Annotated in this window: 24 protein-coding genes; 7 read left to right on the forward strand and 17 right to left on the reverse strand. The window is 38.6% G+C overall.

Annotated elements, in window-relative coordinates:
- Nucleotides 1-211: 211 nt before the first annotated feature.
- Together ACE1CC_RS23780 and ACE1CC_RS23785 are read left to right on the forward strand one after the other, a co-directional pair.
- Complete coding sequence (locus tag ACE1CC_RS23780; protein WP_413272920.1) at nucleotides 212-1,207, forward strand: glycosyltransferase; 996 nt, start codon at nucleotides 212-214, stop codon at nucleotides 1,205-1,207.
- Nucleotides 1,208-1,211: 4 nt separating this feature from the next.
- Nucleotides 1,212-1,958 carry a 5-formyltetrahydrofolate cyclo-ligase gene (locus ACE1CC_RS23785; RefSeq protein ID WP_413272921.1) on the forward strand — a complete coding sequence of 249 codons (747 nt, stop codon included), beginning with the start codon at nucleotides 1,212-1,214 and terminating at the stop codon, nucleotides 1,956-1,958.
- A gap of 21 nt (nucleotides 1,959-1,979) precedes the next feature.
- Here the strand turns inward: ACE1CC_RS23785 and ACE1CC_RS23790 are convergent, their stop codons facing one another.
- Together ACE1CC_RS23790 and kaiC are read right to left on the reverse strand one after the other, a co-directional pair.
- Nucleotides 1,980-2,360, reverse strand: coding sequence for a circadian clock KaiB family protein (locus ACE1CC_RS23790; protein WP_413272922.1), 381 nt, complete (start codon nucleotides 2,358-2,360; stop codon nucleotides 1,980-1,982).
- Between the two features lie 71 nt (nucleotides 2,361-2,431).
- The gene (kaiC, locus tag ACE1CC_RS23795; RefSeq protein WP_413272923.1) at nucleotides 2,432-4,144 is read right to left on the reverse strand and encodes a circadian clock protein KaiC; all 1,713 of its coding nucleotides are present in this window, start codon (nucleotides 4,142-4,144) and stop codon (nucleotides 2,432-2,434) included.
- A gap of 277 nt (nucleotides 4,145-4,421) precedes the next feature.
- On the opposite strand from kaiC, the gene ACE1CC_RS23800 reads away from it, so the two are divergent.
- The 3 genes from ACE1CC_RS23800 to ACE1CC_RS23810 all read left to right on the forward strand — a co-directional run bounded on the left by ACE1CC_RS23800 (nucleotide 4,422) and on the right by ACE1CC_RS23810 (nucleotide 7,748).
- A complete protein-coding gene (locus ACE1CC_RS23800; protein WP_413272924.1) occupies nucleotides 4,422-5,579 on the forward strand; it encodes an MGDG synthase family glycosyltransferase in 1,158 nt (385 codons plus the stop codon).
- 4 nt (nucleotides 5,580-5,583) lie between these two features.
- Nucleotides 5,584-7,143, forward strand: coding sequence for a glycoside hydrolase family 1 protein (locus tag ACE1CC_RS23805; protein WP_413272925.1), 1,560 nt, complete (start codon nucleotides 5,584-5,586; stop codon nucleotides 7,141-7,143).
- A gap of 80 nt (nucleotides 7,144-7,223) precedes the next feature.
- Nucleotides 7,224-7,748 carry a helix-turn-helix transcriptional regulator gene (locus ACE1CC_RS23810; RefSeq protein WP_459563905.1) on the forward strand — a complete coding sequence of 175 codons (525 nt, stop codon included), beginning with the start codon at nucleotides 7,224-7,226 and terminating at the stop codon, nucleotides 7,746-7,748.
- A 200-nt stretch (nucleotides 7,749-7,948) separates the two neighbouring features.
- Here ACE1CC_RS23810 and ACE1CC_RS23815 read toward each other — a convergent pair whose 3' ends face one another.
- On the reverse strand, nucleotides 7,949-8,302 hold the full coding sequence (locus ACE1CC_RS23815; RefSeq protein WP_413272927.1) for a Spx/MgsR family RNA polymerase-binding regulatory protein: 354 nt from the start codon (nucleotides 8,300-8,302) through the stop codon (nucleotides 7,949-7,951).
- 154 nt (nucleotides 8,303-8,456) lie between these two features.
- Here ACE1CC_RS23815 and ACE1CC_RS23820 point away from each other — a divergent pair, with 154 nt between their 5' ends.
- A complete protein-coding gene (locus tag ACE1CC_RS23820; RefSeq protein WP_413272928.1) occupies nucleotides 8,457-9,797 on the forward strand; it encodes a YcjF family protein in 1,341 nt (446 codons plus the stop codon).
- A gap of 75 nt (nucleotides 9,798-9,872) precedes the next feature.
- Here the strand turns inward: ACE1CC_RS23820 and ACE1CC_RS23825 are convergent, their stop codons facing one another.
- The 9 genes from ACE1CC_RS23825 to ACE1CC_RS23865 form a co-directional block, all read right to left on the reverse strand.
- A complete protein-coding gene (locus ACE1CC_RS23825; RefSeq protein WP_413272929.1) occupies nucleotides 9,873-10,586 on the reverse strand; it encodes a rubrerythrin family protein in 714 nt (237 codons plus the stop codon).
- A 146-nt stretch (nucleotides 10,587-10,732) separates the two neighbouring features.
- The gene (locus tag ACE1CC_RS23830; RefSeq protein ID WP_413272930.1) at nucleotides 10,733-12,217 is read right to left on the reverse strand and encodes an acyl-CoA synthetase; all 1,485 of its coding nucleotides are present in this window, start codon (nucleotides 12,215-12,217) and stop codon (nucleotides 10,733-10,735) included.
- A gap of 11 nt (nucleotides 12,218-12,228) precedes the next feature.
- Complete coding sequence (locus ACE1CC_RS23835) at nucleotides 12,229-12,777, reverse strand: GUN4 domain-containing protein (RefSeq protein ID WP_413272931.1); 549 nt, start codon at nucleotides 12,775-12,777, stop codon at nucleotides 12,229-12,231.
- The gene (locus ACE1CC_RS23840; RefSeq protein ID WP_413272932.1) at nucleotides 12,753-12,905 is read right to left on the reverse strand and encodes a hypothetical protein; all 153 of its coding nucleotides are present in this window, start codon (nucleotides 12,903-12,905) and stop codon (nucleotides 12,753-12,755) included. Before ACE1CC_RS23840 ends, ACE1CC_RS23835 begins: the two co-directional genes overlap by 25 nt.
- A gap of 53 nt (nucleotides 12,906-12,958) precedes the next feature.
- The gene (locus ACE1CC_RS23845) at nucleotides 12,959-13,180 is read right to left on the reverse strand and encodes a hypothetical protein (RefSeq protein WP_413272933.1); all 222 of its coding nucleotides are present in this window, start codon (nucleotides 13,178-13,180) and stop codon (nucleotides 12,959-12,961) included.
- Nucleotides 13,181-13,204: 24 nt separating this feature from the next.
- Nucleotides 13,205-13,795 carry a Uma2 family endonuclease gene (locus ACE1CC_RS23850; protein WP_413272943.1) on the reverse strand — a complete coding sequence of 197 codons (591 nt, stop codon included), beginning with the start codon at nucleotides 13,793-13,795 and terminating at the stop codon, nucleotides 13,205-13,207.
- 106 nt (nucleotides 13,796-13,901) lie between these two features.
- Nucleotides 13,902-16,157 (reverse strand): DUF1796 family putative cysteine peptidase, encoded by a 2,256-nt coding sequence (locus ACE1CC_RS23855; protein ID WP_413272934.1) that lies wholly within the window; start codon nucleotides 16,155-16,157, stop codon nucleotides 13,902-13,904.
- Nucleotides 16,158-16,363: 206 nt separating this feature from the next.
- Nucleotides 16,364-16,858, reverse strand: a complete 495-nt coding sequence (locus tag ACE1CC_RS23860) for a DUF427 domain-containing protein (protein ID WP_413272935.1) — start codon at nucleotides 16,856-16,858, stop codon at nucleotides 16,364-16,366.
- Nucleotides 16,859-16,926: 68 nt separating this feature from the next.
- A complete protein-coding gene (locus tag ACE1CC_RS23865) occupies nucleotides 16,927-17,664 on the reverse strand; it encodes a class I SAM-dependent methyltransferase (RefSeq protein WP_413272936.1) in 738 nt (245 codons plus the stop codon).
- 130 nt (nucleotides 17,665-17,794) lie between these two features.
- Here ACE1CC_RS23865 and ACE1CC_RS23870 point away from each other — a divergent pair, with 130 nt between their 5' ends.
- Complete coding sequence (locus tag ACE1CC_RS23870; RefSeq protein WP_413272937.1) at nucleotides 17,795-19,324, forward strand: glycine betaine ABC transporter substrate-binding protein; 1,530 nt, start codon at nucleotides 17,795-17,797, stop codon at nucleotides 19,322-19,324.
- 12 nt (nucleotides 19,325-19,336) lie between these two features.
- On the opposite strand, the gene ACE1CC_RS23875 is transcribed toward ACE1CC_RS23870, so the two are convergent.
- From ACE1CC_RS23875 to ACE1CC_RS23895, 5 genes are all read right to left on the reverse strand, one after another.
- A complete protein-coding gene (locus tag ACE1CC_RS23875; protein WP_413272938.1) occupies nucleotides 19,337-21,019 on the reverse strand; it encodes an iron uptake porin in 1,683 nt (560 codons plus the stop codon).
- 78 nt (nucleotides 21,020-21,097) lie between these two features.
- Nucleotides 21,098-22,114: a phosphate ABC transporter substrate-binding protein PstS gene (gene pstS, locus ACE1CC_RS23880; protein ID WP_413272939.1), complete on the reverse strand. Its 1,017-nt coding sequence runs from the start codon at nucleotides 22,112-22,114 to the stop codon at nucleotides 21,098-21,100.
- 41 nt (nucleotides 22,115-22,155) lie between these two features.
- Nucleotides 22,156-22,695 carry a hypothetical protein gene (locus tag ACE1CC_RS23885; RefSeq protein ID WP_413272940.1) on the reverse strand — a complete coding sequence of 180 codons (540 nt, stop codon included), beginning with the start codon at nucleotides 22,693-22,695 and terminating at the stop codon, nucleotides 22,156-22,158.
- A gap of 53 nt (nucleotides 22,696-22,748) precedes the next feature.
- Nucleotides 22,749-24,104 (reverse strand): hypothetical protein, encoded by a 1,356-nt coding sequence (locus tag ACE1CC_RS23890; RefSeq protein WP_413272941.1) that lies wholly within the window; start codon nucleotides 24,102-24,104, stop codon nucleotides 22,749-22,751.
- Between the two features lie 108 nt (nucleotides 24,105-24,212).
- A complete protein-coding gene (locus ACE1CC_RS23895) occupies nucleotides 24,213-25,748 on the reverse strand; it encodes a radical SAM protein (RefSeq protein WP_413272942.1) in 1,536 nt (511 codons plus the stop codon).
- Nucleotides 25,749-26,424 lie beyond the last annotated feature (676 nt).

Raw genomic sequence — 26,424 nt, forward strand, 5'->3', positions numbered from 1 at the left:
AATTATTATTTTTTTTTTAAATTTTTAATTTTTATTAATTATAAAAAACTTTTTTTTTTTTTTTTTTTTTTTTTTTTTTTTTTTTTTCTTTTATTTAAAATTTTTTTTAATTATTCCCCCGCCCCCCCAACAACGTACCAATTTGCGCTGAAGCGCAACAACGTACCAATTTGCGCTGAAGCGCAACAACGTACCAATTTGAGGTGGTGTGATGCGAAAACTTTATTTTTTAGTTCCGGGAACTAAAGGCAAATTTGCTTGCGGTGGACTTTGGGCAGAATTAAAAACAGTGAAGTTAGCCCAACAAATATGTGATGCTAATGTTGTTACTTATCGGCAAAGGGAAAAAGACCAACTTTTTATTGATGATGTATTAAAAACTCAAAATTTAGACAAGGCAATTTTTGTAATTAGTTGGGGTTTTGATGTTCCTAAACTTGTCACTAAGCTGAAAGGTTATAACTTAATTTATCATGCTCATAGTGCAGGTTACGGCTTTAAACTTCCGGCAAATATTCCAATTATTACTGTTAGCAGGAATACTTTGGGATATTGGGGGCAAAAATCTCCTCATTCGCTAATTTACTATTTACCTAATCAAATTTCTGATGATTTTACTAATTTAGGTTTATCACGGGATATTGACGTTTTGGTGCAAGCGAGGAAATCTTCGAGTTATTTAATTAAAGAGTTAATCCCTGCTTTGAAACAACACTGCAAAGTAGAAGTTATTGATTCTTATGTGGAAGATTTGCCAGGGGTTTTTAATCGATCGCAAGTTTATCTATACGATTCTGCGGAATACTGGGCGCAACAGGGAGTAAGTGAGGGTTTTGGTTTACAACCAATGGAGGCGCTTGCTTGTGGTTGTCAAGTTTTTTCTAGTGTGAATGGTGGGCTTTCTGATTATTTAGATCCGGGTTTTAATTGTCATAAAATCGCTGGTTACTCAAAAGAATATGATGTACAAAGGATTTTAAATGTCGTGAAATGTTCAAAAAATATTACATTGCCAGAACAGTTTTTTGCTGAGTATAGAACCGAAAATATTATTAAGCGATTACAGGTCATTTTAGGGGAAGTAAATCAATTTTTTGACCAAAAGCCTAATTTTTCAAGTGAGATTAAAGATTTAACAAAAATGCGAATCTTCAGACTGAAAACACAAACATTGCTGAATAAAGTATTAAAAAGAATACGAGGTTAAAATAATGGCGTGGAGTGGCTATCATGTAGAAAAAGATGAGTTAAGAAGTGAAATTTGGTCTTTACTGAAACAGGAAAAAGCTGCAATTCGCGATCCTTTTGGTCATATTCCTAATTTTGTGGGTGCGGAAAATGCAGCCCAAAAGTTGGCGGAGTTACCAATTTGGCGAGAAGCAAAAACTATTAAATGTAACCCTGATTCGCCACAAATTCCGGTAAGATTACAAGCTTTGAAAGATGGAAAACGCTTGTATATGGCGGTTCCTAAGTTAACAAATACTCGCTGTTTTGTGGAGTTGACGGCGGAAATTTTGGGTGAGAATAATGTGGCGTTGGAGGAGGGTGCGATCGCACGTCAAGCACTAAAATTTGGTCAATTAGTCAGTTTTGCAGAAATGCAACCAATTGATTTAGTAATGGTAGGTTGTGTCGCTGTCACGCGCAATGGCGGACGCACAGGAAAAGGTGCAGGTTTTGCAGATTTGGAACTAGCAATGTTAAAAAGTTTTGGATTAATCCAGTCAAATACTCCCATTGTTACTACAACACATCCATTACAAATTGTCGCCGATTCCCGCTTACCAATGCAAGCTCATGATTGGTCACTTAACTGGATTGTTACACCTTTTGAAGTAATCGAAACTAATTCTAATTATCCACGTCCTACCGGATTAAATTGGGATAGTATTCGTCCAGAACAATATCAGAAAATCCCAATCTTGAGGAAGTTAAAAGAGCAGTTTAGAGAGTAATTATAAAACGGTAATTTTATTTTAATAATTGGGATTAAATTTTCTATATTGACTTTCTTTATTCTTTAAAGAAATCCCCAAAGCAGTCAAAATTATTTTAGTATTTGACAAATCACCGACTAATCTTTTGACGGGTAAGGGAGAATCTTTTATCAAAGTGGGAATAGCAACTATATTTTCTAATAATAGTTGTTCGGGGTGTTCATAAACGTCTATGACTTCTAATTCATAGTTATCGGGAAAATATTTTTCAGCGATTCTTTGCAGGTTTTTTAAAGCTCGATCGGAATTAGGTGTAGTTCCAGCTACGTACAAACGAAAAAAGTATCGTTCATTGCTCATTTGTTTTGCTATAGGTTGATTAAAGATTTTCGCTAACTTTGTCGCATCTTCTTTTTCCATAAATTCTACCTAAGTTTAGTTTTATTGTGCTGACCATTTTTTCAGTATTCCCTTTCAGTCTGAAGAACTAACTAATCTGCATCAGCTTGTCGCAAATTAGCAATTTTTCTTTGCTCTTGGAGAGAAATATCTTGAGACAATTGTTCTTGTTCAATCATTAGTTTAAACTCTTCTTGTTCGAGTTCTAATTGAGTTTGTAAAGCTTCGATTTGCGATCGAACTAACGCCTGTTTTCTTTCTAACTCGCGCCGTTTGCGTTCAAATTCTTGCTGACGGACTATGTTAGCAGCTTTTTCTTTTGCTTCTTGCACATTTCGCGCCGTCCCAGTCAGCACAGTTCCCTGTCCTAAATAAACATCTTTTAATTCTATACCTTGACTTGTCAGGACAAATTCTCGCACCTGATTAGAATGTTCCATGCCGCGAGACTTTAACACATATAAAACTCGGTTGCGTTCTCCACTGCTTTCATTAACTCGCAATTCTAACCATGTATCCATTAAAGATGAAATGCCAATTTCTGTATGTTCCAAAGAACTACTACCCGTGACCAAGTTTGTTAGCATGACCGTAATTTGTTGACTCTTTAAAGAATCAATTAACCGCATGAAAAATGCTTTAGACTGAATTAAATTACCGCCTAAAACTAAATTACTCATTGGGTCAACAATTACCACTGTTGGCTGCAATTCATTAATTAAATTATGAATTTGAATTAAGTGCATTTCTAAACCAAAAGCCGTTGGGCGTACTGCTTGAAACTTGAGTAACCCTTTCTCGACAAATGGATTTAAATCTAATCCTACTGACAGCATATTGCGGAGAATTTGTTGGGGTGCTTCTTCAAAAGCCAAGTAAAGACAAGGTTCACCGCGAAGACAGGTTGCTTGAGCAAAATGAGCAGAAATTGTACTTTTTCCAGTTCCCGCTGTACCTGTTATTAAAATGCTGCTACCTCGAAAATATCCTTGACCTCCTAACATTGTATCGAGGCGAGGTATGCCTGTACTGATCCGTTCGGTAGAAATTTTATGGTCTAATCCTACTGAGGTAATAGGTAAAACGGAAATTCCCTTTTCGTTAATTAAAAATGGATATTCGTTAGTACCGTGACTAGAACCGCGATATTTAACTATCTGTAACCGTCGAGTCGAAATTTCATTTTGAATGCGTTGATCTAAACGAATTACGCAATCAGCAACATATTCTTCTAAACCATGTCTTGTGAGAGTATTTTCTCCTTTTTCTCCAGTGATAATTGCGGTTACACCTTTGCTTTTTAACCAGCGAAATAACCGTTGTAATTCGGATCTAACTATTGTCTCATTAGACAAACCAACAAATAATGTTTCAATTGTATCTAAGACTATCCTTTTGGCTCCGATCGCATTAATTATATGTTCTAATCTAATAAATAAAGCTTCGAGGTTATAATCTCCTGTTTCTTCTATTTCGTAGGGATCGATATGGATGTGATCGATTAAAAACTTTTTCTGGGCAATTAGCTGCTTTAAATCCCAACCTAAAGAACGGACATTTTGGATCAGTTCTTCGGGTGTTTCTTCAAAAGAAACAAACACGCCCGGTTCTGAGTAGGAAACTGCACCAGAAACCAGGAAATTAAGCCCGATTAAAGTCTTACCACACCCCGCTGTTCCACATACCAGGGTTGGTCTTCCTTGGGGTAAACCACCGCCTGTAATTTCGTCTAGTCCCTGAATTCCCGTAAGACATTTAGGTAACTGATTATTGTCTGATTTAGTAGTTTCACTGTCTAATAGCATAATGAATCGAAAGTCTGACTATATGAAATTTAAAAACCGAATATTCTCTGCTCTTTCTAATTTATAGCAATTTATATTCAAGTCGTGGTATTGATTAGCAGTCTCAGGTATTTATAATTATTCAAAGACCCTGTTTAGTTTTGTCTGAATCATAAACTTAGGTTCACCCAAAAGGAGGTTGATTTTATAGAGACTGGTCTTTTAACTGTTTACTTTTCACCAATATGTTATAAACTACTCAATCATAAGAAAGTTAAATTTGTGAGGATACTTAACAATGCGAGTAATGATTTTATATGCTTCACTAGGAATGGGGCATATTAGTGCTGCTAACGCTTTAACTCAGGCTTTCTCTCGCTTTCGAGGTATAGAAGTACTCAGTGAAGACGCTTTAGCTTACGCTAGTTTGGTTTATCGCAATGCTGTTATTCAAGCTTACAAAAATTCTAGCGAAAAAGTACCACAACTTTACAAAGCTCTATATGAAGGAAGTGATATTTCTGATTTAGAAAGGTCTTTGGATAGCAATTTAGCTTGGGCCAAACTAGAACTTCCTTTCTTCAGACGTTTGGGAAGATTGATTAGGGAAACTGCGCCAGATGCGATCGTCTGCGTGCAACAAATTCCCAGCCGACTGCTACAATTATTAGAGCCGGAAGACCAAGTAAGCAAACCACAATATGTCGTTGTAACTGATTTAATTGCTCATAGTACTTGGTTAAATTATGGTGTAGATGGTTATTTTTTACCAAACGATTTGAGCGCCAATATTCTTAAACAACGAGGTGTAAATCCCTCACTTCTTCATGTTACCGGAATTCCGGTTAAACTAGAGATTAGCGAACCAAAATCTAAAAAAGAAGTGCGATCGCGCCATCACTTACCCCAAGATTTTTCGGTAGTTACCTTATTTGGTGGAGGTTTGAATAGTCGCAGAGTTTATGCGATCGTTTCCTCTTTGTTAGAAACTCTGAGTTCCGCTATGATTGTAGTAGTAGCTGGCAGAAATGAAGACTTGCTAGACACTTTAACAGATTTAAGAGATAGCCCTCAAGTGAGATTACGTAAATTAGGCACAATTGATTATGTTGATGACTTAATTGTAGCTAGCGATCTAATTATTACCAAAGCCGGAGGATTGATTACTAGCGAAATTTTGGCAAGGGGAACACCAACTATTATTGTAGATCCTATTCCCGGTCAAGAAGAACAAAATGCTGATGTAATTACTGCCGCAGGTGCTGGAGTACAATTAAGATTATTAGAAATGGTAGCCCCAGCAGTCAAGTATCTTTTAAACCACCCAGAAAGACTAACTCAAATGCGTCAATCTGCATTGGAGTTAGGCAAACCTCGTGCAGCTTTAAACATAGCTGAACATATTTTATCAGATTGGCGATCGCGCACCAAAATGTTACAACCTAGCAAAAATTGAAATTATGGCAACTTCTCTAAATCTTCCCACAAAGAATCAGAAAAATGCAGCTTTCCTCTGGGGAGTTGCCACATCAGGTTATCAAAGCGAAGGCGGTTATAACGGTTTTTCCCAACCCCAAAATAATTGGACACTCTGGGAAAAGCAAGGTAAAGTAATGCCGACAAAAGATGCTACAGAATTTTGGCATCGCTATCAAGAAGACTTTAAAACCTGCCAAAGATTAGGTTTAAATTCCTTCCGGTTAGGCTTAGAATGGGCAAGAATTCAACCTTCGACTAGTCCCGAAACTGCCCCCGCGCCTGCCTTTGACACCGATGCTTTAGATAATTATACCGCAATAATTGCTGCTTGCTATCAACATGAATTAGAACCAATTGTTACTTTACATCATTTTACCCATCCAGCATGGTTAGGTTTAGATGCTTGGTTATCCAAAGATACAATTGATTGCTTTGTTGAATATGTTCGAGTTACAATAACTCACATAAATCGCCGCTTAACTGATTACTATCAACTACCGCAAATTAACTGGTATATTACCATCAATGAACCGAATATTTTACTGTCTAATACATATTTAAGCGGTCAATTCCCCGCAGGTTCCGCTATGGGAATTGGGGCAATGATGAAAGGTTACAATCACATTTTAGCGGCTCATGTGCGGGCTTATAATGTAATTCATGACCTTTATGAGGCTGAAGGTTGGACAACGCCGCAAGTTACACTTAATACTTATTGTAGCGATTTATATTGGTCGGAAAAGGTGATTTGGGATTTATTGAATCATCAAAAAGTAGGAATTAAACCTCAAGAATTACCTGATTACATTGTTAACAATGCCAAACACTTAGACCGTGCTTTAAGCCGTGAAAAGTTGCCTTTTCGTCGGAATTTACCTTATTTTTTAGGTAAGTTAGTGCATCAGGTATCTAATAAATTAGGATATCGAATTTTCGATCCGAAAAACTTAGATGTTTATCTCGAAGAGTTGGGGAAATCTGCGCGATCGCAAATCTTTGACTACCTCGCAATTGACTATTACGATCCCTTTCTCGCGCACATCTTTCGCCTACCAGACTTTTCCGATTTTGAATTTGAAACCAAAGATTTTCGCGGTTGGTTAATGAGTGGAATTACTAGTAAATGGTGGGACTGGCGATCGTTACCAGAAGGATTACACTTTTTCTGCAAATACTATGCTGAAACTTTAGGTTATCCAATTATGATTGCCGAAAATGGCATGGCATTACGCCGGAAACCTGATAATAGTCTTTCTAGTTATCGTCGGGATCAAATTAAACGCAGCGATTTTTTGAAAGCACATATTCACCAAATCAAAAGATTATTAAATGAAAATGTGCCTGTAATTGGTTATATGCACTGGTCATTAACTGATAATTATGAATGGGGTTCTTATACTCCGAGGTTTGGACTTTTTAGTATTGATTTTGCTAAGAATAGCGATCGCATAATTGAAGACCATTTAGGCGATCGACCCTCGGAAACTTACGCCCAATTAATTCAAGAAATTGGTTCTCCTACCATTTCCCTAAAAAACTGAATAGATCGAATAGATCCCCGACTTCTTCAAGAAGTCGGGGATCTGTAACCGTTTCCAGATTTACAAAGGTGGAAACCATGATGATTAGAAATGAGCAAGAATATCAACATTCCTTAGAATGGTTGCGGCGATTTCAAGAATCTGTAGCTGAATTGGACAATAATAAAAGTTTAAAAGCTGAACCAATACGTTGGCAACTTCATAGAGATTCATATCAGAGTCAAGTTGACGAATTAAAGTCAGAAATTGCTGAATATGAAAGGTTGGTGAATTGCGATCGCACTCACCCCATCCCAATTCAAGTAGAAAATTTAAATAAACTACCCGATGCTTTAATTAAAGCCAGAATTGCCGCGAAAATGAGTCAAAAAGAACTAGCTGAAATATTAGATATTGATGAACAGAAAGTCGAGGAATATGAAAAAAATGATTATCAATATGCTAGTTTTAGCGAACTTCTTGAAGTCAGCGCAGCTTTAGGCGTAGAATTTACCACAGCAATTATGAATGTAGATTTTTCCGAAATAGAAGAAGGTAAAAAAATTGCTGAGAAATGGCGGAAAGACAAACAGCAAAATCCGCCTGCGAATCAATTCGCAGGCTAATAGCTAAACTCCTCTAAAGAGGACTAAATACTTATGATTCAAAATTTTTCAGTCCATTAAAATGGACTCGAAGCTCTTAGCCCGGAAATTGATTTCCGGGCAGAAATTGTAGGGTGCGTCAGACCTTAAATTTGATCGAAAACATCAAAGTTTGAAGTTCTGACGCACCCTACTAATTGTGTCAGTTGAGTAAGTTTTATTTACCCTAGCTTTTCTTTAATAATTTCCAGTTTTTCCCGAAAACCAACTAATAGTGCTGTGCCATTTTTAACAAACAAAGGTCTTTTAAGTAACATCGCATCTTTAGCAAAAGCATCTATCCATTCTTCATCTGTCCAACCTTGTTTTACTTCCCCCAATGCGCGGTAAGATTGTCCTGAAGTGTTTCGCATTGGTTTAGAACCCAGCGTTTTTACCCAAGTTTCAATTACCTCGCGAGAGGGAGGATTTTCTTTAGTATTGATGAAATCATATTTAATATTATTATCAGACAGCCATTGCAGTGCTTTTTTACAGGTGCCGCAGTTAGGAATACCGTAAACTTGAATCGTCATAGTGTTGATTACCGAAAATTTGGGGAGAGTTTACCGAAATGGAGATTTTTATTTAATCATCTAGAATTATAAAGTGTAACTCCTAATTTTAATATCTCAATCCTTGATTTTGAGACAAAATGGAGTCGGTAACTAAATCACGGTTTTGATACCAATGGCAGAACCACATAACACTAATTTACCTTCCGATGATTCTCCGCAGTTGAATCAAACAACTGATGATCTTACTAAAAAGTCAGTTGATGAATCTTGGCAAAGTCGCATTGCTGAGGTTTGGAATAATACTACCACTAATTTGAATGGGGTGAAAAAACTTTTACCTATTGAACCAGTGGCGCAAAAAGTTATAGAATTGTTTAGTGTCAGCGAGTCTCAAGTAGGAGAAATTCTGGCAACTGTTCAAGCGGAATTACCCACAACTGAAGCATTGTTAATTGGGAAACCGCAAGCGGGAAAAAGTTCGATCGTGCGCGGACTAACAGGCGTTTCTGCGGAAATTGTTGGTCAAGGTTTTCGTCCTCATACGCAAAATACTAAACGTTATGTTTATCCTTCTGAGGATTTGCCGTTGTTGATTTTTACTGATACGGTAGGTTTGGGAGATGTTAATCAGAATACCCAGGCAATTATTGATGAATTAATTGGAGATTTACAAAAAACAAATCGGGCTAAAATTTTAATTCTGACTGTTAAAAGTAATGATTTTGCTACTGATACTTTACGGGAAATTGCCGAAGAATTGCGGAAAAAGTATCCCGATATTCCCTGTTTGTTAGCGGTAACTTGTTTGCATGAAGTTTACCCGCCTGGTGTTGATAATCATCCAAATTATCCGCCTGATTTTGAGGAAGTTAATCGCACTTTTACAGCTTTAAAAACTGCTTTTTCGGGATTGTACGATCGCGCCATCCAAATCGACTTCACCTTAGAAGAAGATGGTTACACTCCCGTATTTTACGGTTTAGAAGCGTTGCGAGATGCCTTAGCAGATTTACTCCCAGAAGCCGAAGCTAACGCCATTTACCAATTATTAGATCAGGAAGAAACAGGCAGAAAATTAGGTAATCTTTATCGAGATGTCGGGCGACGTTATATAATGGCATTTTCGATTATGGCTGCTACTTTAGCCGCAGTACCTTTGCCTTTTGCAACTATGCCTGTATTAACTGCTTTGCAAGTTTCAATGATAACTTTATTAGGAAATTTGTATGGACAAACTATCACGCCATCGCAAGCAGGTGGGATTGTCAGTGCGATCGCAGGTGGTTTTTTAGCTCAAGCGATCGGACGAGAATTAGTTAAATTCATCCCCATTTTTGGTAGCGTAATTGCAGCATCTTGGGCAGCTGCTTATACTTGGGCTTTAGGTGAAGCTGCTTGTGTTTATTTCGGGGATTTAATGGGAGGAAAAAAACCCGATCCTCAGAAAATTCAAAATGTAATGAAGGAGTCTTTTAAAGCAGCAAAAGAAAGATTTAAAGGAATAAATAGTTAATTATTGAAAAGATGTAGAGACGTTATATAGTTAAATGTAGAGACGTTATATATAACGTCTCTACATCTTATTTATCTAGGCTGCGATCGCTTCTTGAAACACGACAAACATACTCTTTTTCGCTCCACAAATCGGACAATGCCAATCATCTGGAATCTCAGCAAAAGGAGTTCCGGGAGCAATTCCTGAATCAGGATCGCCTACAGTAGGATCGTAAATCATCGAACATTGGCGACAAATCCATTTTTGCATCGCCGGATCTTCGCTTGCAGATCTAGGAAAAGCAGCTTTACCATCCAAAGCACCCAACGCTTCCGTGTATTGTTGCGCGTGATGTTGCTCAATGTGCGTTAACAAACCAAAATTTTTGGCTGCGGTGTGGAACATCGTAGCGTGCTCTTTAGATTCCGCTGTTTGTGTATCAAACTCAGCGACAGCATCACTATCCTCATCGGCTTTTGCTTCAGCCGCAAAGCCGGGATACATGGTAGTGTATTCGTAAGTTTCGCCCTCAATAGCGAGTTCCAAACAACGAGCAGCGATCGCCTTTTTCTCCTCTTCACTCAGTTTAGCCGGATCGTCCACAACTAACTCAGGATGCAACAAACGAAAATGTGCAAAAGCGTGTTCCGTCTCTTGATTAGCTGTTTCTTTGAACAACTTTGAAAGTTCACTCATCCCCAGTTTCCGAGTCACTTCCGCAAAAAACAAATACTTGCGATTTGCCATTGACTCGCCACCAAAAGCAGCTTCCAAATTTTTAGCAGTGTTCGACTGTGAAAGATCCATTCGTGTCTCCTCAAAATCCCAAGAGGCTATTTCTAAACATCTTAAATCCGTAGGGTGCGTTAGCGCCAGCGTAACGCACCTTAATCTCAAGGGTACGTTGTTGCGCTTTAGCGCTAAAGCGCAACAACGTACCTTTTTTATATTTACTAAAACAACTTCGCCACGCTAGGCTTAGTAACTTTCCCCATCGCATTCCGAGGTAACTCTTCAACCACCAAAATTTTACTAGGAACTTTATAAGTAGCCAATCGTTCTTTCGCCCAACTTCTGAGAGTTTCTAAACTTAAATCGCTCCCCGATTTTAATATCAAAGCCGCACAAACTCGCTCACCCCATTCTGCATCCTCCACTCCCACAACAGCACAATCTAAAATATCTGAATGAGTGCGTAAAACCTCCTCAATTTCCAAAGCCGAAACTTTATAACCGCCAGTTTTAATAATATCAACACTCATCCGTCCCAAAATCCGATAATTATCGTTTTCAACTACCGCAAAATCCCCCGTACAAAACCAACCATCGCGAAAAGCTTTAACAGTAGCTTCTGGTTTTTGCCAATATTCCAGAAACACAGTTGCGCCTCTAACTTGAATTTCTCCCGGAGTTCCCGGAGTTACTACTGCCCCATTTTCATCTACTAATCTAACTTCCACTTGTGGCAAAGGTTTACCCACATATCCGGCGAATCTTTCCCCGTTTAAAGCGTTAGATAAAGCCATGCCAATTTCCGTCATTCCGTAGCGTTCCAAGAGAAAATGACCGCTAATATTTCGCCATTTTTCTAATACTTTAACTGGTAAAGCTGCCGAACCGGAAACCATTAACCGCATTTTAGCGCAACCATTGGAAATTCTTTGTTGTCGATCGCCATCAGCCTTTTCCCAAGCTGCAATTAACTTAACATAAATCGTCGGTACAGCCATAAATAAAGTTAAGTCACCGTCACTTATGCGATCGCAAACAATCTCCGCATCAAACTTAGGTAAAATCTGACATTCTGCGCCACTCCACAAAGCACAAGTGAGCACATTAATAATGCCATGAATATGATGTAAAGGTAAGACGTGCAAAATGCGATCGTCCGCCGTCCATCCCCAAGCAGAAATCAAACTTGTTACTTGCGCTTGAATATTTTCATGTGTAGTAACAACGCCTTTGGGTTTTCCAGTTGTACCACTAGTATAAAGGATTAAAGCTCGTCTAGTAAGCTCAATTTTTGGCAACAAACTAACTTGTTCCGGCAGAGTTTCTGAAGTTAAAATAAATCTGATATTTTTCTCTTCAGCTATTGGACGCAATAGACTTTCAAAATTCGGATGAGCAATAATAATTGATACGCCTGAATCGGAAATCACATAATCTAACTCAGGTTTTGGATGCGACACACACAAAGGTACAGCGATTCCACCCGCACGCCAAATCCCCCATTGTGTAGCGACATATTGAAATCCCGAAGGTATGAGAAAAGCCACTCGCTGTTCTTGTAAATCGGCGATATTATCCAAAAGTTTAGTCGCAATTTTAGCCGAAGTTTCCAATAAATCCTGATAGGTAAAAGTTCCTTCAGTGGCGACAATAGCGACTTTGTTTGGGTTTTGTTGGGCGGCGCGATCGATCAGTGGAAGATTCATGTTATTTTCAATTAATAATCTGTATTGCGCGGGTAGAGTTTAGAAAAAATCCAACTCAACATATAACCATGATGAAAAGCAACTCCCATTTCTTGCCTACCTACTGTAGGTAAGTGACCTAACGGAGCATCAAGTGAATAGATAATATCACGATCGAATGCCCATTCACCCGATCCTTTATTTAACCAGCCAATTTGTATTGCTAATGCAGACATAGGAGACCATCGCTTATTAACCAAATATTTCTCTATGAGATCTGGATTGTAATACGCTGCCGTTATTTCTTGAAATATTTGCCACTGAACGCTAAAACCAAATCTTCCCTTACTATGTTTTTTCCACAAAAAATTAATTAGCTGTAATTCCTGAATAGGAAATTTATCGATAATTTCAGCTATTTCTCCTCTAGCCGGAATACCACCATCTATCTTCAGCTTTTCAGAATCGACGCGAAACGTTAACCTAGTTGTCTCTAAATCCGCCTCTTGCCAATTTCCAGATACTAGTAATCGATGTAGTGGAGAATATTTAGCTTTTAGTTGCGACAAATTATTAGCCATTGATTTATATTAGGGTTAAGTGTATGAATATCAATATATATTAATTCACGATTAACTGCTTCGGGAATAGTGACTTGATTGTAGAGTTGAGGCAGAAGGTATAAGTTTTGAATAGCTGCTAAATTCATGATAATTGATGTAGGTACTACACACAAGTTATGCGATCGCCACAATCAGCGTTTTATTCCGTCATTTGTACACCACTGTTGGGTAGCTGGCTTTGGGCTACCTGAATCAACAATCTCAATGCGTTATTTACAGCTTCATCATTAGGAAAAGCTTGGGCAACATCAGGTTCTAGAAGTACTAAGTTAGTCCCTGACTGATATCGATCGACATATTTTTCTCTAACTCCCCCCTGCATTTGAGTAAAGTCGTATTCAGGACGTAATTCGTCTTCCATTTCGTTTTCAAATTCCTTCTTAAATTAAAACATAATTGGATTGAGATTCAAAACAAAACCAGGCAAAACATCCTCACCGGAAAGAGTAACAGGATTTTCCATAATTTCTACTTCTTGATTTGGGCGATAAATTTCTACACGCTTGTTTTTTCTGTCAATTAACCAACCTAATCTTGCGCCATTTTCGATGTATTCTTGCATCTTTTCTCGTAATTCTGTTAAGCTATCGCTAGGTGAGCGTAATTCAACTACAAAATCGGGACAAAGGGGAATAAATTTTTCGCGTTGTTCGGGTGTTAAGGCATTCCAGCGATCGATCTTTACCCAAGCAGCATCAGGAGAGCGATCGGCCCCATTCGGAAGCTTAAAACCACCATTAGAATCAAAGGCAATACCCAATTCATTCGTATCCGACCAATTGAATAATTGTTGATTCAGTCTGCCATTGCGGTTGCTAGTTTCTCCTCCGGTTGGTGGCATAATTAGTAATACTCCTTCGGCTGTGCGTTCAAATCTTAAATCGCGGTTCTTTTGACACATTTGGAAATACTGTTCGTCAGTCAAATCGATTTTCAATTTGAGAGTGGGAGGTAAGGCGATCGCAAAAGTATCCATAACCTTATCCAAATATCTATTATTAAACTCTTTTACTATATCAAATTAAGGAAGCGTGGCGATACGTACTACACGATCGCCACCACAAAACCTCTCACTTTTTCAACTAATCTTTCGGCGGATTTGGCGGACACCAAAACAAGTTTTTACTAGTCACTCCCAAGGATTCAATAATTTCTCGCATGACATCTGTGCAATACATCCAATATCCCAAATCATCATACATTTTATCTGGATTAAACTCCAAATTATAATGTAACACATTAGGAATTCCAGCAAATTCATCGGAAGATTGAGGAGAAATTAACAAAACTCGGAATGGTTTTCCGTGACATTTTGCTTTCAATTTATGCAGCAAATTTATCACATAACCGCGATCGGTAATACCTGTGCGAACAAACAATGCTTCATCACATTTTTTTACCGTATACCAAAAGCGTTCTGAACGTGCCGAATAACGTACTCTCATTCGTTCATAAACGGGAGACATATCATTTAATGGATCGTCTGTTTCTTCAACTTCATGGGCAAAAGATAAGCCTGACCATTTGCCGTGATAGATTCTCCTTTCGTCATGATTGTAATGCAAAAAGTAAGGATTCCACATATCAGAAAACCCATTCTCAATCATGTCTGCTACATCGCCAAGATTGGTACTTCTTGTTAAATCGAAAGGAAATGCTGGCCCGTCATATTCCATTTTGTACAATAACATTCTAGCGGCACATCGATCGCCTAACGGAATTATCGCCACTCGGCTAATATCTGTTAATTTACACTTGTATTCAAAAATTACTGATGATTTACCTGGCACTTTAACTCGGCTTTCTAATCCATGTTTGCCAATCATCATTGTCCGAAAAGGCAAATCTGGTTCAATTAAATCTTCATAAACACCTTCTGGCATTTGTTTCAGGGCGTTGCGTACTTCCTTCCACATGGGATGGATGTTATATTCGTCGTCTGATTCGTTGATTACTCGGAGAGTAGTATCGCTTTCTTTTAATATTCCTAAAAGTCCGTCATAGTGTAAAATTTGTGAGGATTTTGGCGAAAATAAGTTGAAAGCAGCGCTATATTCAATGTCAGCACCAGGGGGAATATTTACTAAAGTTTCGATCGCACCATCCTCGCGCACCCAAAAGTAAGGAAGCGTACCTTTCTCCACCTTTTTGCTAATATAAATGCCAGGGAGCAATCCCGCTTTACTTTGAATAGCTGCTTGTAGTTCTTCCCAGTAAGTTGCGATCGTATAAGTATTTTTGGAAGTATTAATAACTCGCAAACTCTTCTCTTCTGGACAAGCAAAAACATGGAAACCTAAATTATCTCGATAAATCGGTACTTCCTGCTTTTGATGAGAGCGTTGTTTTAGTTGAATTAATTTGTTTTTGTCGATGTCGAAGATGGGAAGATCGATCGCCTCAAACATCAACCGCTGCCCTAAACTATTAGGATGAGCCGCATCAGATGAAATCCCTGGTTTCCAACGCCCCGCCCCATCATCTATAGTATCAAGCCAATTTAACATGGGAACGCCCCAAGTTAACATTCGATTGTGCGTATCTCGCAATAGCCAATTATGTTCTAAACTGTAATCCGCATTTGGGTATAATCCACCTAAAATGGGCATTGCTCCCCATTCTTTGGTCATTTTTACGAGTTGCTGCAATCCCCGTTCAAAATGGCGTTGTACCGCCCGTCTTTGGTGAGGCGGACAATAAACGAACCCCTCATTACCCAAAGAAAGGGCAATAATCACGATATCCGGTTGTTCTGGTGCGATGACTAAGGGAAACCTCTCGATCGTCCTGCTGACATGAGCACCCAGTTCTGATACATTCACTAGTATGTGACCGTATTTTTCCTGCAATGCTTGTTCCAGATGCCAAGACCAGCCGCGCAACAACCAGGAATTGCATCCTAAAGCTACAGAACTGCCAATAACGACGATTTTTAAACCTTCATTTCCTTTGGTAACTGGTTTTTGGGCAACAGGTTCCTGAAAATATCCGTAAGGAAAAGGCGGCACCCAGCCAAACCAACCATCTTCTACAATGATAGTGGTTGGTGGTAGGTCAGATTCGATCGGTATCCAACGATTCTCCCCCCAAGCTTCCCATTGCACAGTACCATCTACATTAAATCGCACATATTTATATTGAATCTTTTGCTCCTGGGATAACTCTAAGGATGAAGGAATGTTGATTTCAATTTCTGTCCACCACAAAGGGTAACTTCCGCCACTGGTATGCAGAGGTACGCACTTATTTATGTCCCACATTCCTAACTCAGGTGTCGAACCGACAACTGCAATGAATTCTCCTGTTTGCGTGTGTGCCCTTACTTGGAACCGATACATATATTTCTCTTCTAATGCTTAAAAATACTATGCCAGACAATTTTAAATAATCAACAGGAAAATGCAAACTACATATCTATTTAAATAGAAGAGTTTACAAAGTTGGTTTAAGATTATCACAACTAGCGATCGATTTCTGTTTTGCAGCACACCAAAGCAATTAGATCCAAATAGATCCCCGACTTCTTCAAGAAGTCGGGGATCTTTTACCATCCCCATGTACCTGGGCCACCTTTAAAAGGCCCAACAATATCAGCAGTAATCCATCCTCCATAAAAATCACCTGCTTGGGGTGTGACTAACTCATCATTGACGTAGCAAGCATCCATTAAATTAGCATTAAATCCATAGTATTCTTGAATTGACTCAAAATCGGGGGTGGGCTGAAAAATTCGCCAAGCAGCATGATTTATATAGTTATCACCAATGCTAACATCGTAATATTTCCAGTACCCTTTCCATTCACACAAACCTTTTGTAGATGTGGCAATCAAGTGTTCTAGTTTAATATCTTCCGGGGGGAAGTAGTAGGTAGGAGGATGACTGGTTTCTAAGACTCTTTTGCCTTTGTTGGTTTCGGCTAAAACAATGCCATTACAAATTACCTTGAGATGTTTATTGGTATCTTCTAAGCGTGCGGGACGAGGGTAATCCCAAACTGATTCTTGACCTGGTTTTGGTGGGATTGGATTTGGTCTCATGGTGAATGATTGTCCTGATTTAATGAGGTTGGGCTATTGGGCGATCGCACAGCATAGCAGATGCTATCTTACCACTTGCGATAACAACGAGATGTAATTAAGTAAGGATGAAAAACTTCTAAAAATTTAGTTTGTAAGGTCTGAAAGAAACTCTCTATCAGTTGTCGATCGTCATGGTGAAAAGGAAATTCCTGATTAAACCCCTGGAAGAAATACCAGTTAAGAATTATCTTTCCTTCATCATTCAAAGCTTGATGAAATTTGAGTAACTGTTGTATGGGGTCTGGTAAATGTTCCAGCACATCAAAACAAACTATTGTGTCAAATTTTTCAGAATCGGGCATTTCTTGACATAAGATAATTTTGCTGTCCAACCCCAGTTGTTTAGCTCGATACTTTACAAAATCACGATTTATCGGATTAACATCGCAATATATCACCTCTTTTACATCTGGACAAAGTGCTGCGCCGATCGTATGAGTACCAATTCCTCCACCAAAATCTAATACCCTACCTTGGGCATATTTAGCAATTAATAGTAATGTATTACCAATATAATCATGACTCGCTAAATGCCAAGCTCCTAGTTCAAACAAATAAGCATCCTTCACCCGGTCTTGATAGAAAGCTGTAGCTTGTTGCCAATCAAAATCTTTGTGACTTAACTCAGCCATTTCTTGTTGACCAGATGCTAATTTACTTTCTAATGTTTCCACATCCAAATGTAAAAATTCCTGAAGATGCTGCTTTAAATTAAAAGCATCTTGCCAAAAGCTACTTAAAAATGATGGAATTGGTGGTGTCACTCTGTTTTTCTACCTTTTTGTTACAAAGATTTAACTCAAGTATATAGTAGGTTTTAGCTATTACCTGCTTTATAGTTGAGTATAGTTGGAAAACCTTGTTAATTATAAACCAACCAGTCAGGAGATAAAAATGTTTTTTAGGGAATACGCCTCAGAAATTCTCCTCCGTATGGGCGAACATTTAATTTTAGTAGCGATCGCTATGACAATAGCAACAGCGATCGGCATTCCTTTAGGCATTCTGATCACTCGCCAACCGAAAATTGCCCAACCCATTCTCGGTTTTGCTAACATCGTGCAAACCATTCCCAGTTTAGCCATCTTTGGTTTCCTAATTTCTGTACCATTTCTGGGAGGAATAGGTGTAACTCCTGCTATTGTCGCCCTAACTTTATACGCTTTACTCCCACTAATTCGTAATACTTATATCGGCATTAACGGTGTCGATCCGGCAATTCGAGAAGCGGGAAGAGGGATGGGAATGACAGATAATGAATTGCTGTTTCAAGTAGAAATCCCCTTAGCTTTAGGAGTAATTTTAGCAGGAGTCAGGGTAGCAACAGTTATTTCTGTGGGAATAGCGACTATTGCAGCTGCGATCGGTGCTGGTGGATTAGGAGCCTTCATTTTTCGCGGTATTGCTTCAGTTAACAATCAGTTAATTTTAGCAGGAGCTATACCTGCTGCTTTAATTGCTTTAGCAGCAGATTTTTCCTTGGGATGGTTGGAAAAACAACTCACACAGCATAGAAAAAGAGAAGAAAAATTTGGTCGCCAAATTGCTGTAGCTTCCGGCATATTAATTGTCATGGTATTGGGATTAATTGTTTTTGCTAACCGACCAATACCACCGACAATTGCGATCGGGGGAAAAAATTTCACCGAACAATTTATTTTGGGAGAAATTCTGGCTCAACACATTGAATCTCGTACTAAATTAAAGGTCGATCGACGCTTCAATTTAGGAGGAACTTTTATTGCTCATGAAGCTTTAAAAGCAGGTAAAATTGACGGATATGTGGAATACACAGGAACAGCATTGACAGCTATTTTAAAGCAAGAGCCAATCAAAGATCCGGAAGTTGTCTATCAAAAAGTCAAGCAAGAATACGACAAAAAATTTAATTTAGAAGTCATGAAATCTTTAGGGTTTAACAGTACCTACGCTATGCTTATTCGCGGAGAAGATGCTAGACGTTTAAAAATCAAAACTCTTTCCGAAGCTGCGAAATATACTCCCCAATGGCAAGCAGGATTTTGGTATGAATTTCTGGAGAGAAAAGACGGTTATGAAGGGTTAATTAAGACTTATGGCTTCAAATTTACCAAACCTCCGAAACAAATGGAGTTAGGATTAATGTATCAAGCTTTAAAAGAAAAGCAAGTAGATTTTGTGGCAGCAAATGCTACAGATGGCTTAATTCCTGTGCTGGACTTGGTGATTTTAGAAGATGACAAGAAGTATTTCCCTCCATATTACGCTATTCCGGTTTTCCATCAAGCAACGCTGCAAAAATATCCAGAATTGCGAGAAACTATAAATCAATTAGCTGGGTTAATTTCAACAAAAGAAATGCAAAAGATGAATTATCAAGTAGATAATCAATCTCGTCCTGTTGAAGAAGTTGCTCGTGAGTGGCTGAAATCTAAAAAACTTTAATCTTAGCCTGACCTAAAATGCAAACGAAGTTCGGAGCAAGCCAACCCAAATAGGGGAATTTGCTGCATTATGTTCTGGACTTGTAACTACCAAAAATCCCGGAATGATAAAAATTCTGTCGGTTACAGGGTAGCGATAAGATAACTCAAAATGCAAAGAAGTATCCGGGTCTTCTCGCGCAGAAACATCATTATTTATTACTTTAGGAGGCATACCACAAACAAAACTTAATTGCGAACCTGCTTTACCTAAATCTGCTAAAAATGCAGTCAGTGCCCAACTCCAAATCTCGGCTTGAGCACCCCGAAAACCATTTAACCCACTCACGCTGGGAGAAGCTTCCGCTTTAGCATTAAAGTAGCTAACCCAACCACCTAATATCAGTTTAGTACTGAGTTTGTAAGTAAATTGTAAACCAAAAGCATTGGAGGAAGTTGCTGTACTTGTACCAAAAGGAAATTGAGCGAATACACTACCTTTACTGCCCGTTATGTTATTAGTTATCCCAGGTTCAGGGGCATAATAATGACCATAAGTAAAAGCAAATCCAAATTGCTTAGTTGGAGTGTAACTTATTTGACTCAAGAGAGTATATTGACCCTTAAATATACCTTCACTCACATTGCTAAGGGAATCAGTTAAATAACTAATACCGCCAGCTAATTTGTCAGTGAAATTGTAGTAAATTACTCCACCACCACCAAAAGCAAAAGAGTAAATCGGACTTTCTGCACCAAAATTTGATATAGAATTAACTGGATTAAAAGCTGGAAAAATCCTCGTAGGAAAGTCGGCAATAGGAGCGATCGCTATAATCCCGCGTTTTCCTAGAGGGAATTCATAAAATAAAGTGCCTAATCTGACATTATTGCCAGTGTTTATAGTTAGCAACCGAGTCATTTCTGTGCCAGTGACACCACTGCCAAAACTGTTAACATTCCCGGCTATAAGTTGGGTTCGCAATCTATCTTTGCCAGTAAAACTGGTATCAAAATTAAGTATTGTTGCTCCTGATAGAGTGAGATTATCATCCAATTTTTCTCTAGAGTGACTTCCGGGAGAAATTGCTTTTCTGTCACCAAAAGCACCTATTAAATTAAAATTTACGACACCCCGTAAAACTGTAGTCGGGCTAAATTGATGTCCTTCAATAAAAGCTACTCGCTGTTCTACGTTGTCTATTTTGGCAGTAATATTCTTCAGTTCTGTAGCGAATTCTGCTTGCAATCTTTCGATAACTAGCAAGTCTTCTTTTTGGGGAAATTGATTGTTAAAACTTTCAATTAAACGTCTAACACTGGTTAAGCAATCATTTAATCCTGCGGCAAATTCGTAGCGAGTCATCGCTCGATTACCATTGAAATTTCCGCCAGGAGAACCACTAAGACAACGATATTTTTCGACTAAACTTTGTAATGCTTGATAAGCCCAATGATCGGGAGTTACATCTGACAACTGATGCACATTAGTAATCGTTTCATCCAAATCATCCAAAACGGGAGGAGGACCACTGTATAGTCTTTCTATTTGTTCAATTGTAGTTTCTTCTGGTTCAGATTCGGGATTATAAGTTACTGATGGTAATTCCTCTGAATTACTTATGAGATTTGTTTGCCCTAGAACTGGAGATAAAATTAGTAAATTACCACCCAGGATTACTGAGGTAATAGAAAATGACAGGTTTAAGTTTTTCATGATTGTTTTGACAGATACATCCTCACACCTAAAAACCGCTGTGAATCTTCGCGGTAAACATTGCCAAAAACTAGAAGTTTAATAAGGTCGAATTGACATTTGAGTTTTTACAGCTTCGATCGCCCTTTGCGCCACATCTTCAGGAATTCTGGTATACTCTAACTGCTCATTAAACTCTTGACCTTTAGTTAAAATCCAAGTCAACAAATTTTGCGTTGCCTTCATCGTATCTGGGTTAAGATACTTTTTAGACACCAACAGCCAAGTTAAACTCACCAAAGGATAACCCTCTTCTGGATCTTGGATATCTTCAGTAGTGAAATCCTCATTAAATTTGACATTTGCTAAAGCTTTCTTGGTTTCTGCTAAAGTTGGTTGAACATAACGACCTTTCTGGTTTTCAATACTAGCAACAGACAGATTATTGGCGGTAGCAAAGCTACTTTGAACATAACCGATCGCACCATCAATTCGGCGCACTTCTCCCGCTATTCCACCATCTTCAGGAAAAGCAGAATATACCTGAAATCCCCAATTTGGATTTCTACTAGCTGGGATTTTTCCCTTAGTAATTTTGTTGAGATATTTACTCAGAATAAAGCTAGTAGCACAGTTGCCAGAACAAACAACTACCTGAATTCTTTGATTCGGAAAACTAGAATCAATCTGTTGCCAATTGTTAATTTGACCTGTGAAGATTTGCGCCAGTTGTTCGCGAGATAATTTAACTTGTTTGGACACATTTTTCAGGTTATAAACAATAGCTAATGCACCTCCACCTGTGGGTACCATTAACAAACCATCTTCCATTTGATTTTGTTCAATTGGAGTGGGAATTAAACTACTTCCGCCAAAGTCGATCGACTTTCTCGCAAATAACCGAATCCCACCACCACTGCCAATAGTAGAGTATTTAAACCTTTCTCCGGTTTGTTGTTCGTATTCTTTGCTATAACGTTGATAAAGAGGTTCAGCAAAAGAATCACCAGCGCCTCTAAGTTGCGCCCAAACAGCATTACTCGTCAAACAAATTGTGGTTATCGTTAATGTGGCAGTTAGTTTATTCTGCCAGCCGTTAATACTCAAATTCTTCATAACTTATTGTCCCTGATGTGCATACGTTGACTTTTAACTTACTAACGTAGTCTGCGATTAATGATGACTTTACTAGCATCAGCCGTAACTTCTAACCAAAAATCCGGGATGACAAATTGATAGTACAATTCTCCCAGTCGCACACTCCGCCAAGTACTAGCAATTGGAGCATTTGGTACCCATACTTTCAGAGCTTTGCTAACAGTTTCAGGAACAGCACTAGGATCTATTTGTTCGTCAATTTGAAGAATATTGCCATTGGCAGTAACTTGGACTTCAACTTCAAAACCTTGTTGATTTTTCCCTCTGATTTTGTAGAACAGGGAACCATCTGATTTTAGTTCAGTTCTGGCTAAGTTAAAGGTAGCACCTGAAACTGTTTTTGCGGAAGCCATCGCCGGAAGGGGTACTTCTTCTAAGGAGATTTGTCGTTCTATTCCTGCTAAATTTTGGGCAATTATGAGATTTTCTCTCGCAATTTTTGATTGAGCTTGAACATTGCAGGGATAGATAGAAGCGGCAGAAATTGTTATACCTGTAATGATTAATATGCTTTGCCAAGTCTTTGTGTGGAACATCATAGTTTTTTAGTTGGTTGGTGTTTTTTTTGGTAGTGCGATCGAGCAATCCATTTTTAGAACTTATCTTTGAGTTGAGCAAACAGAGCGTCAGGAATGGCGTGTTCCTTTAAGTAAACAAAATTATATTTTTGTTCGATCTTTTGCCAATCTATAGAACTATCTGATAAAATTTTTTGCCTAAACATTTCCAATGCTTTACCCGATAATCCTTTTTCCAAACATCTTTTCATAAATAAACGACTTTCATCAATTTCGCCAATACATTCAAAGGGTGTATGAACTGATAAACCTAGCATTTCTCGAAATGTCGGTAGTAAATCTTCATCATCAAACAAGTTTGTTTGAAATACTGCATCTACTTGTTCCGGTTGACAAAAAGCCATTAACCCTAACCAAACATAAGCACATTTTGGGCATTTTTTACACCAAGGTTTTTGGATGTTACAGGAATGAATTTGGGGAATGACTTCGGGATATTTGCTTAAGTTTTGAAAGATGCGGAAGTCATAAATGGGTTGTAAAATGCTGAAATATTTAAACTTAGATAACAAATTCTCTCGAACAAATCGATCTAAAATCTGTTCGGCTTCCAGACTTTTACCCCATTGATGATTAACTTCTCTGCCAATTTCTGACCAAAATAAATTACCTGTATTAGCACTTTTTTCATGAGCCAAACATAAATAATTATACCCTCCGGCTAACATCAAAAATAAAGATTCAAAAATAGAAACAGGAGTTTCTGGGGCGGTGATTCCTGAATTTTCAGGAAAATATAACTGGAGAAAGGGAAAGTCTATAAAATCATCGAAAATTGAGATTTTATGCTTTTTAACTGGCTGGACATTTTCTAGTACTTGACTGATTAATTTGTGTTGCAAGTCGGCTTTACCATAAACACTATGAGAATATTGCATGGAAGCAAAAGGAAGATCCGCTTCTTGCAACATTTTCATGGCTACAATACTATCTTTACCACCGCCACAACCTGTGAGAATAGTCTGATTATCTCCAAAAATTTGCTCTGGATTGCTTTCTCTTAAATCTGCGGAATAGATAATTTCTGGCTGTTGGTAATCTGTAACATTGTTTTCATACCAATGTTGCCCAAATACTCCTTGGTAAATTTTGACAAATAAATCTAAAACTGGTTTTTCCAGATGTGAGGCAATTTTTGAGATATCGTAATATTTGGGAAATAAGGAACATAGTTTCATGCCTTCAAATAAGGCAATATGGGCAGCAATGCGTTCTATTAATTGTTGAGAATACTTTTCTTGCAGTGCTGAAAATGAGAGATCGTGATAAAAAACTTTCGTGGCAAATTTGAATTTATCTGCACCATAGATGATCTCTAGATGATGTTCGTGAATTGCCAAATTCTCTATTTTAATTACTTCAATTTTCATTCTTGATTCCGTGAGTAACCATTGTTTGTTATTTTCCGGGTTAATGGCTCAGAGATTTATTCTTTTAGATCCCCGACTTCTTGAAGAAGTCGGGGATCTAAGACATAATTAACTGACAGCAGCTAGTTTTGTTAGTCCACCATGATAGTTAATTAATTTAGATTCAGCTTTGCCGATTTGAGCTAACCGAAATTGCCACTCAGAAATCTCTTCATAACTGAGGTGGTGGGTGTCACAACAGGGTGTCCATAAACCACCAACAATTGAGGGATCGTCAAAGCGCAATAAACCAGATTTGCGGATGGTTTCGCCTTGGGGTGTTCCGGGTATGGGAGAAATGGAATAGGATGCGACTTGAAATTCTAAGTCTGGGTTAATTTCTCTGAGTTGTTGATGGAGTTCTAAAATTGCTTCTTCAAGACGAAGTAAACTGTCGTGGTTGTCATCAGGAAACCCAATAATAAAACCATAGATAATTACGGGAAGACCAACGCGAACGATCGCTCGCATCATCTCACAATGTTGTTGCCAAGGAAGAAGTTTGGCGTAAGATTCTCTGCCAAAAACCGGACGTTCAGCGGGAATGTAACCGAGAAAACCGCCAACTTTGCCATCCCATCCCCAAAGTGCTTCGATTAATTCTTCGTCAGGTGTGAGGTCTGTATGATCGTAGTTGCGTCCTCTGCCTAAAGTGGCTTTTCTCAGTTCTAAACCATTGGGCCACAAAAGCGGCATTCCCATTTCTCTTGCGCCTTTGGTAATTTCCAGAATCTCTTCTTTTCCACCGGGAAACAAAACTCGACCCAGAAATTGATCGGACCCCATAACCGTACATTTTGCCCCAGCTTCTTTCTGACGCGCAATCCAATTTAGAGTGGTTTCAGGTGACATCCGGCGATAGCCTGAAGTGTAGGTTGGGGTTTGGCAAAAGTCACATTTGCGATCGCACCCAATATCAGGATACACTGAGCCGATCGGTACAAGTTCTTCTACAAAAGGTTCTTCGGAATATTCTTGACCCAAACATTGCCTTGCTACTTCCACTGATGGTAGTGCCCACTCATCTGGACTCATGGCTTTGGTGCGGGTAGGATGATAACGACCATCAGCCAAAATCACACCAGTGAGATTTTCGCGTGGGGTTTTTCCTAACACATAGTCGAAAACGGGCCAATTAGCGGCACCAGATTTATCGATTACGATCGCTGTTGCACCTGCTTTCAAGTAATGATCGGGTTCAGCAATGGCATCAGAACCTCCGACGACAACGGGTTTGCCTTTGCTGGCGAGATGTGCGATCGTCATACAGGTAACTTGCCGTTCTTGGGTGTAGTTAACTGTCACTCCCCAAGCATCATAAGCTTCTGGATCTAAATCAAAAATTCTCCCTCCAACATAAGCTTTGGTCAGATTCATGCCTTTCCAAGTTACTTCTCCAAAAGGTTCTCGACGATCGCCATCTTTAAGATTAACCAATTGTGCATCAAAACCACCCGCTTGCAGATCTGCCATTAAAACCTGCTTACTGAGTAGAGTGTTCTTTCTGTATAATGCCGTCCAATTATGTCCTTCTTCGTCATACAATCCCAGCGCAGGTACTTCTACAAGACCAATTGTTGGAGCCTTTTTTGATGGTGATGTCATGAGAATCTCCTAAAAAAGTAAGGAAAAACATGAAATATTCTTACCAATATAGAATAAACTTGAGAAATAGGGAAGCATGAATTTTTACCTATTAGACCTCTCCAAAAAAGATTGTAGAGACTTTCTATACAACGTCTCTACAATCTTTCTGGAGATGTCTATTAGTTAACTAATAAACTGATATGGATGCCAAATTAATCTTCGCTACTTTCCTTGACAGCAGGAAGCAGAATACCTTCCCGCAACAAGGTATCCATAAAATTCTTTCGCAGAATGCGCTGGATCTGAAGATGTTTTCCCGGTTTCACTTTGGTTAAAGTTCGCAATAATAAATTAGATTCGCCAAGACTTTCTACGCCATCTATTTGTGTGGGTTCGACTACATCTGGAATAATTTGCGTTTAATTGTTGTCCTATTTCTTCTATTACTTGATAGATCTGAACCAAATTAGAGTTAGAAGGTACGGCAACTTCGACTACGGCAAAAATGTATTGTTTGGAGTAATTGGTAATTGATCTAAACCAACGGTGAAATAAATTAACAAGCTATCAGCTTTCAGCATTCAGCTATCAGCTAATAATTATGGGTTTAAGTCCCCCACTATATCGTAAACGATTAGTGGCAAGCTTTAGTGGTGGGTCTAAATCCCCCACTATAAGCAGTCAAAAGCTGATA

The sequence above is a fragment of the Floridaenema aerugineum BLCC-F46 genome (assembly GCF_041929345.1).
Classification (GTDB): Bacteria; Cyanobacteriota; Cyanobacteriia; order Cyanobacteriales; family Aerosakkonemataceae; genus Floridanema; species Floridanema aerugineum.

Bases quoted from the DNA above. Each gene is read 5' to 3' on its own strand.
- ACE1CC_RS23825 (WP_413272929.1), bottom strand. From the start codon at position 10,586: ATGGATCTTTCACAGTCGAACACTGCTAAAAATTTGGAAGCTGCTTTT.
- ACE1CC_RS23840 (WP_413272932.1), bottom strand. From the start codon at position 12,905: ATGAATTTAGCAGCTATTCAAAACTTATACCTTCTGCCTCAACTCTAC.
- ACE1CC_RS23785 (WP_413272921.1), top strand. From the start codon at position 1,212: ATGGCGTGGAGTGGCTATCATGTAGAAAAAGATGAGTTAAGAAGTGAA.
- ACE1CC_RS23850 (WP_413272943.1), bottom strand. From the start codon at position 13,795: ATGGATACTTTTGCGATCGCCTTACCTCCCACTCTCAAATTGAAAATC.
- ACE1CC_RS23830 (WP_413272930.1), bottom strand. From the start codon at position 12,217: ATGAATCTTCCACTGATCGATCGCGCCGCCCAACAAAACCCAAACAAA.
- ACE1CC_RS23815 (WP_413272927.1), bottom strand. From the start codon at position 8,302: ATGACGATTCAAGTTTACGGTATTCCTAACTGCGGCACCTGTAAAAAA.
- ACE1CC_RS23895 (WP_413272942.1), bottom strand. From the start codon at position 25,748: ATGACATCACCATCAAAAAAGGCTCCAACAATTGGTCTTGTAGAAGTA.
- ACE1CC_RS23870 (WP_413272937.1), top strand. From the start codon at position 17,795: ATGTTTTTTAGGGAATACGCCTCAGAAATTCTCCTCCGTATGGGCGAA.
- ACE1CC_RS23875 (WP_413272938.1), bottom strand. From the start codon at position 21,019: ATGAAAAACTTAAACCTGTCATTTTCTATTACCTCAGTAATCCTGGGT.
- ACE1CC_RS23890 (WP_413272941.1), bottom strand. From the start codon at position 24,104: ATGAAAATTGAAGTAATTAAAATAGAGAATTTGGCAATTCACGAACAT.
- ACE1CC_RS23800 (WP_413272924.1), top strand. From the start codon at position 4,422: ATGCGAGTAATGATTTTATATGCTTCACTAGGAATGGGGCATATTAGT.
- kaiC (WP_413272923.1), bottom strand. From the start codon at position 4,144: ATGCTATTAGACAGTGAAACTACTAAATCAGACAATAATCAGTTACCT.
- ACE1CC_RS23860 (WP_413272935.1), bottom strand. From the start codon at position 16,858: ATGAGACCAAATCCAATCCCACCAAAACCAGGTCAAGAATCAGTTTGG.
- ACE1CC_RS23845 (WP_413272933.1), bottom strand. From the start codon at position 13,180: ATGGAAGACGAATTACGTCCTGAATACGACTTTACTCAAATGCAGGGG.
- ACE1CC_RS23790 (WP_413272922.1), bottom strand. From the start codon at position 2,360: ATGGAAAAAGAAGATGCGACAAAGTTAGCGAAAATCTTTAATCAACCT.
- ACE1CC_RS23780 (WP_413272920.1), top strand. From the start codon at position 212: ATGCGAAAACTTTATTTTTTAGTTCCGGGAACTAAAGGCAAATTTGCT.
- ACE1CC_RS23805 (WP_413272925.1), top strand. From the start codon at position 5,584: ATGGCAACTTCTCTAAATCTTCCCACAAAGAATCAGAAAAATGCAGCT.
- ACE1CC_RS23810 (WP_459563905.1), top strand. From the start codon at position 7,224: ATGATTAGAAATGAGCAAGAATATCAACATTCCTTAGAATGGTTGCGG.
- ACE1CC_RS23855 (WP_413272934.1), bottom strand. From the start codon at position 16,157: ATGTATCGGTTCCAAGTAAGGGCACACACGCAAACAGGAGAATTCATT.
- ACE1CC_RS23885 (WP_413272940.1), bottom strand. From the start codon at position 22,695: ATGATGTTCCACACAAAGACTTGGCAAAGCATATTAATCATTACAGGT.
- pstS (WP_413272939.1), bottom strand. From the start codon at position 22,114: ATGAAGAATTTGAGTATTAACGGCTGGCAGAATAAACTAACTGCCACA.
- ACE1CC_RS23835 (WP_413272931.1), bottom strand. From the start codon at position 12,777: ATGGCTAATAATTTGTCGCAACTAAAAGCTAAATATTCTCCACTACAT.
- ACE1CC_RS23820 (WP_413272928.1), top strand. From the start codon at position 8,457: ATGGCAGAACCACATAACACTAATTTACCTTCCGATGATTCTCCGCAG.